This is a genomic window from Streptomyces sp. H39-C1, from assembly GCF_027158125.1.
Taxonomy (GTDB): domain Bacteria; phylum Actinomycetota; class Actinomycetes; order Streptomycetales; family Streptomycetaceae; genus Actinacidiphila; species Actinacidiphila fildesensis.
On record NZ_JAPVLS010000189.1, the window covers coordinates 1 to 5694 of the forward strand.

Consider the following 5694-nt stretch of genomic DNA (forward strand, 5'->3'; position numbering starts at 1 on the left):
CCGCGGCCAGGGCATAGAACTGGGACAACAGGGCCTCCCGGCGCGCTCAACGGTCTCGACAACCACGAGCTGCACCGGAGGCCCTGCCTTCATGCGGACCACAACCCAACACCACCCGACCGAGGCTGATCACTCGAACCGACGTTCCTCAAGATCGATAGCGCAACAGCTTCTTACAGATATCTGGGGGCTGTTCAGGCATGTTCGCCTCCTTGCCTCGGGTGAACCGAAGCAAGGAGAGGTCGAGCACCGGATCCAAACGTTTGGACACGTTTCCGAGGCCCCTAAGGATGCGGGCCGAGGTGTGGCTTGCGGACGGCTACCGTACCGAGAGTTGTGCGCCGGCTGTAGGGCCCGGTTTCCTCAGCAAGGTTTCCTTGGTCATCACGAGGCGGGGGCAGCAGGAGCGGGCAGGCTGAGCACGGCGGTCAGGCGTGCGACGGAGGCGATGTCGCCTTCGACCCGGACGTCCCCCGCAGCGACCGCGTCGGGCAGCTGCCGTCCGCCGTACACGACGCGCGCGAGCGCGGAGGGCCGTGCGGTGATGACGGCTTCCGGTTGCTGCTGGTAGCCGCGCTCGGCATGAAGGGTGCCGTCGGCGATGAGGACTTGGAAGACTTCGTCGCCGAGGTGAAGCTCGAATCTCCCGTGCACGCCCTGGCTGCGGCTGGGGTCGAAGTTGGTGCGCAGGGAGAGGACGAACGAAGTGGCGCTCAGGTGGGCGGTGCGGTCGTGGGCCGGCGAGCGCACCGCCCAGCGGCCCAGTGCCCGTACGACGGGTTCGAGTTCGAGGCCCCAGTCGGTGAGCTCGTAGGCCTCTGCGGCGGCGGGGGCCGGGAGACGGTGCTTGCGGACGATGCCGGAGGCCTCCAGTTCTGCGAGGCGCTGGGCGAGCACGTTGGTGCTGATGCCGGGCAGGTCCGTGCGTAGTTGGCCGTACCGCTTGGGGCCCAGCAGCAGCTCGCGGACCACCAGGAGTGCCCAGCGCTCGCCGACGAGATCGAGGGCGTGGCCCGTCCCGCACGCGTCGTTGTAGCTCCGCTTCGTTGCCATGCCGGCAAGTCTACCCCGACGGTTTTGATTTGGAAGTGACTGGTTGTTTTTTGAAAGCGAAGTGGCTACGGTGATCACATCGACGGCAGGCAGCGCGCCGTAGCCGCAAGCCAGACCACGCCGGCTCAATGAGAACCGGACACGAGACACCCGAGGAACCCTCAGATGCGCACCCTGATCAGCACCGCTTTCATCTCGCTCGACGGCGTCGTGGAGGGCCCGGGCGGTGAGCCCGGCTACCGCAACTCCGGGTGGACCTTCAAGGACGTTGAGTTCCTCCCCGAGGCGTTCGAGATCAAGGGCCGCGAGCAGCAGGAGACCACCGCAATACTGCTGGGCCGGACCAGCTACGAGGCGTTCAGCCCGGTGTGGCCGGACATGGCGGACTTCGCCGACTACAAGACGATGCCGAAGTACGTCGTCTCCACCAGCCTCACCGAGGACAAGCTGGTGTCGAACTGGGGCGAGACCACGATCCTGCGCTCGCTCGACGACGTCGCCGCGCTAAAGGAGACCGACGGCGGTCCGATCATCGTCCACGGCAGTGCCACGCTGAACCAGGCCCTTTCGGACGCTGGCCTGATCGACCGCTACCACCTGCTGGTCTTCCCGCTTCTGCTCGGCGCCGGCAAGCGGCTGTTCAGCGCCACGGACAAGGACACCCAGAAGCTCAAGCTGGTCGAGCACGAGGCCTACCCCAATGGTCTGCAGAAGAACGTCTTCGACGTCATCCGCTGACAAGGTCCCCGTATGACGACGCCGGTGATCACGTCCGGCACGGGTGCCCAGAATGAGCAGGCGGGTGGCCTACGGGCACTGACGATTGCTCCGGCGGACTGCTCGACACCTACCGCAGCCAGCACGGCAACGGAGCCAGGTCCTCACGGGCCGGGGCCTGTCAGGGACGCAGTCCGAGAGGACCCTGGACGGTCGACCTATCGACCCACCTGTCACGAGCCCGGTGACAACGCCCCGGCGACGAAACGTCATGACGAAATATCACCCGATAGGGGTGGCTCTGAAACTCACTGCCGATCATGATCCACCGGCACCGCCAACGCTCCACGAACGGAGCAACGTGGCTCCCACTCCCGCTAACCAAGTGGCTCCCATCCGACCTGTCGAAAACACTGGTCTCGTAGGGCGGCACCGGGCGGGCCGGTGCCGCCCGCTTCCGAAGCGGCGGTGACGATCAGGAAGCCGCGGCCGGGTCTTGCGGGTCGAGCTTGGTGAAGTCGACGTCCAGGTGCGGCTCGTACGCCTCCGGGGCCAGGTCCAGCTCATGGGTGGAGTACTCGCCGAACCGCATGATCTTCTCGGTCAGGTAGGGCGAGACCTCGGCCAGGTCCTCCGGCTCGGTCTTCCAGCCCTCCGCCTGCAGCTCGCGCACCGCCTGGGCGATGTCCAGGGTGTTGTGGAAGATCAGGCAGTTGGTGAGCAGGGCGTTGAACTTCACCGCCTTCTCCTGCTCGACGGGGTCGTTGTCGGCGATGATGCCCCGGTTGCCGAAGCGCACCCACTCGGAGAAGCCGTTGAACGCCTCGACCTTGTTGGTGGCGGCCGTCACCCGCCGGCGCATCTGCGGATCCGTCAGGTACCGCAGGAGCTGGATGGTGCGGATCACCCGGCCGACCTCGCGGAACGCCGCGTAATGGGCGTTCTTGCGCGACCCGGAGCGCAGGCGCCGCAGCAGCAGGACGGAGGACACCTTGCCGCCCCGCACCGACAGCGCCACCCGCATGAGGTCCTTGAAGTGCGACTCGATCAGGTCCCAGTCGATGACGTTGCGCCCGGCCGCGCCGAACAACGCGTCGATGTGCACATAGGAGGTGTGCTTGGTCGGGCGGAAGAACACCAGGTCCTTCCAGTTCCGGATCCGGGGCATCAGCTCGAAGCCGAGCAAATGGGCGAGGCTGAACACCGGGAAGCTCTGGCCCTGCGTGTCCGCGTGGATCGTGGTCGGCTGCAGCTCGGACTCGTTCTTCAGCAGCCCCTCGATGATGTAGACCGCCTCCCACACGCCGCACGGGATGAAGTGGGTGAACAGCGCGATGTTGGTGTCGGCGATGTGGTGATACGCGATCCCTCCGGGCCGGCCGTAGCGCACCGAGGTCTCGGCGACCAGATTGTTCAGGTAGGTGTCCGGCTCGCCGCGCGTGCAGGAGGGAAGGGCGGTCGCTGGGTCGTCTGCGGGGGGAGCGCAGGATCAGCTCCCTACGCTCAGCTGGCCAACTACACCGCCCAGTGGCCAGTTCAGACGGGCGGCATCTCGCACGCAGCACGAAGGGGCCGGGGAGTTCCCCGGCCCCTTCTGTGTGTCCGCCCCCGTGTCGGCCTACAGGCCGAACCGGATGCTCTGCACATCGGTGAAGTGCACTTCCTCCAGGCTTCCGGCGCGCCGGCCGTTGTCTTGGAAGTACACCTCCTTGAGGGCTTCGGCAGTGATCTCCTGGAGCTCGGTGTCGGTGGCGCCGCGCTCTTGGGCGTCGAACAACCGGGCGGCGTAGCGCGGGGGCAGGGCGACTTCGAGGTGGCGCATCCGGTCTTCGTCGGTGGTGTTGATCGGGGCCTTGTAGCCGATGCGGGCGTAGGTGTCGATGACGATGCCGTCGCTGGTGGCCGCGGTCTTCCTGGCCTTCGCCCGGACCTGCGGCTGCCAGCGTGTCTTCACCTCGCGCTCCAGGCGCGCTCTGAGGTCCTTGCGGGGCTTTCTGATCTGCTCTTTGACGTACCGCTCGACGGTGCGCTGGGAGATCCCTAGCGCCTGGGCTACGGCCTGGGTGCCCTTGAGTTGCTTGACCAGGTATCGCACTTGGGCGCCGGCCGCCTTCGGGATCGGGCGGGTGAACGCCTTCTGGACCGCCGTGTCCAGGCTGTCGCCGAACATGCTCATCGCGGTCTACTCCCCGTCGTCCTGGTTGGTGACGTGTCCGTCCTTGATGTAGCGGGCAAAGTTGAGCTCCGGGGCCTTGAACTGCTCGCGAACGCTCTTCCCCCAGAAGGTGGTCTGGGTGCCTTCGTGCTTGACCATGCCGGGGTTCACCCCGATCCGCCAGCCGCCCGGCAGCGGCTTGCCGTCCGAGTAGGGCAGGAAGTCGAGCGGGGTTGGTCCGTCGGACGCGTACACGGCGCAGTCCGAGTTGACCGCGACCGGGTACTGGCCCGTCGCCGCCGCATGCTTGACGATCTTGCGGTGCATGTTGATCCGGGTGCGGGAGATGACCGCGGCCCGGATGTCGGGCCGCCACGTCGGACGGGACAGCGCCCGCCACGGCTGACCGGGGCGCCAGTCCTCCCCGCGGGGGCGTTCGCGCAGCTTGCCCAGGCCGCCCTTCACAGTCGCCTTCACCGCGGTGACCACGATCGCCAGGTGCGGGTCGCGCTGCCGGTAGCCGTCCATCGCCGTCAGGAAGTCTTCCGGCGACAGGTCAGCGCCCACGCCGAGGTCGGCCATCGTGGCCAGGTAGGCGTCACGCAGCCGGTTGTACCAGCCGTCCAGGTAAAGGCTGTTGTCGTCCCGCACCCACGCCTCGATCGGCGCGACGTCGTATCCGAGCTCCACCGCGTACGCCACGCTGGGTGTGGCGTACCAGGCCGGACCCGTCGGACGGTCGCCCGTGGGCGTGAACGGGCACCAGCGCGTCCGCCGCCGCTGGGGAGACCCAGGCCGGTGGCGCAGACGACGCTGAACGATCACCGGTGCCGCCGACCGGCCCGGGGTCAGCCGGCGCCGGGGCACCGGCGCCTCAGGCCGCCACGTCGGCCGCAGGGGACCGATCCGCCCCGTTCCGCCGCTGCCCTGCCCGCGGCCCCACCCCGCCATCCCGCCCGGGTCAGGGGAAGGGCAGGCAGAGGGGGAAGCCGGCGTCCAGAACCCCCCATCAGACATCACTAGTGCAGGTCACAGCCCCCAAACGCGGGAAGCGGCGGGGAGCGGTGCACGCATGGTTGAACGGGCGGTTGCCGAGATCATCACCGCCCCGGTACGAGCCGGACGGGCGGACGGGTTACCGGCCTGCCTCGTCGTTGGGCGGACGCGTGCCGCCGAACTGCTCGTTCATCTTGTCCTGGGCCGTGTCGACCTGACCGGTGTACTTGTTCTCCGTCTTGCGGTCGACGAAGTCGCCGCCCTTCTCGACACCTTGCCGGGACTGGTCCTCGTGACCCTTGAGCATGCCTTTGATCTTGTCGAGCATGGACATGTCGACCTCCTCGTGTGATGGGCAACATGTCCAGGATCTACGCAGCGGACAAGGCTCGCATTACGAGCCACGAGCCACGAGCCACGGGCTACGAGCTACGGGCGAAGCCGAGCGCCCGGCGCCGCGCCCCCCGCCCCGCCCGGGCGCACGGGACGGGACGTGGCGGGCCCAGGTCCGCCAACCCGGCCCCGCCGCCCCACCACCCCGGGTTACCGGAGCGCAAGCCCAGTCTCCCGGCTTTCTCCACCCCCGATGACACCGCCCGCCGGCGGACGAACACCGGTACAGCGGTAACCACGGTGTGGAGTCCTTAGTAGCTGTTGTCGTTCCGATCTTGAGGGGTGTGCGTCGAACGGGAGTCTCGATCGGGTGATCGCAGCTGGTCCCGGGCATGAAGGCAGGGCCTCTTGGTAGCTCGGGGTTGCGAAGCCAACCGAGA

Annotated in this window: 5 protein-coding genes and 1 pseudogene; 1 reads left to right on the forward strand and 5 read right to left on the reverse strand. The window is 67.6% G+C overall.

What is annotated here, in order from left to right:
- Nucleotides 1–384: 384 nt before the first annotated feature.
- Entirely contained in the window at nucleotides 385–1053 is a 669-nt protein-coding gene (locus tag O3W51_RS46995) for a winged helix-turn-helix transcriptional regulator (RefSeq protein WP_138359541.1), read from the reverse strand.
- Between the two features lie 165 nt (nucleotides 1054–1218).
- Here O3W51_RS46995 and O3W51_RS47000 point away from each other — a divergent pair, with 165 nt between their 5' ends.
- Complete coding sequence (locus O3W51_RS47000; RefSeq protein WP_138359539.1) at nucleotides 1219–1791, forward strand: dihydrofolate reductase family protein; 573 nt, start codon at nucleotides 1219–1221, stop codon at nucleotides 1789–1791.
- A 454-nt stretch (nucleotides 1792–2245) separates the two neighbouring features.
- Here O3W51_RS47000 and O3W51_RS47005 read toward each other — a convergent pair whose 3' ends face one another.
- The 4 genes and pseudogenes from O3W51_RS47005 to O3W51_RS47020 all read right to left on the reverse strand — a co-directional run bounded on the left by O3W51_RS47005 (nucleotide 2246) and on the right by O3W51_RS47020 (nucleotide 5255).
- Nucleotides 2246–3187 (reverse strand): Tn3 family transposase, encoded by a 942-nt coding sequence (locus O3W51_RS47005; protein ID WP_138359537.1) that lies wholly within the window; start codon nucleotides 3185–3187, stop codon nucleotides 2246–2248.
- Nucleotides 3188–3388: 201 nt separating this feature from the next.
- Nucleotides 3389–3946: a telomere-protecting terminal protein Tpg gene (gene tpg / locus O3W51_RS47010; RefSeq protein WP_138359535.1), complete on the reverse strand. Its 558-nt coding sequence runs from the start codon at nucleotides 3944–3946 to the stop codon at nucleotides 3389–3391.
- A gap of 6 nt (nucleotides 3947–3952) precedes the next feature.
- Nucleotides 3953–4684, reverse strand: a pseudogene (locus O3W51_RS47015) (telomere-associated protein Tap); the annotation flags it as partial.
- A 376-nt stretch (nucleotides 4685–5060) separates the two neighbouring features.
- Nucleotides 5061–5255, reverse strand: coding sequence for an antitoxin (locus O3W51_RS47020; RefSeq protein ID WP_138359716.1), 195 nt, complete (start codon nucleotides 5253–5255; stop codon nucleotides 5061–5063).
- Nucleotides 5256–5694: the final 439 nt, after the last annotated feature.